Origin of the sequence: Pseudomonas sp. 51_B (genome assembly GCF_017491595.1) — a bacterium.
In the GTDB taxonomy this organism is placed as follows: Bacteria; Pseudomonadota; Gammaproteobacteria; order Pseudomonadales; family Pseudomonadaceae; genus Aquipseudomonas; species Aquipseudomonas promysalinigenes.
On sequence record NZ_JAFGYW010000385.1, the window covers coordinates 1 to 449 of the forward strand.

General features: G+C 61.7%; 1 protein-coding gene. It reads left to right on the top strand.

Translation table 11 applies throughout. The annotated features are described in order from the left end of the window. A partial coding sequence (locus tag J5M56_RS25355; RefSeq protein ID WP_207938104.1) for a DUF945 family protein occupies positions 1 to 449 on the top strand: 449 nt, incomplete at both ends.

Here is a 449-nt window from a genome sequence, read left to right on the forward strand (position 1 = left end):
GCTGTTCGTCGACCACATCGAACACGGCCCGCTGCCGTTCTCGCGTCTGGTTTCGCTGAAGTGGCTGCCGGTCATGGCCACCAGCAACTACGAGCTGGAAAAGAGCCCGTCCACGGCAAAATGGTTCGCCGCCACCAACGGCGCCGCGCCGCTCAAGGGCGTCACCAACATCGGTTACGACGAATCGACCACCAGCACCCTCAACCTGGTGCCGTTCGAAACTGCGCTGGATGAGCAATCGAGCCTGAAATTTTCCGGTCTGAGCATGGACATCGCCGCCAGCGCCCAGGCGCAGAAAGTCAAGGCCGACGGCTACATGGACAACCTGAAATTGGTCACCGTGTCGGAAGACCAGGCGCCGGTGCAGGTCGAGCTCAACGGCCTGACCCTGGCCAGCAACCTCGCCAAGAGCAGCTACGGCTACTACACCGGGGAAAACACCCTGGAAG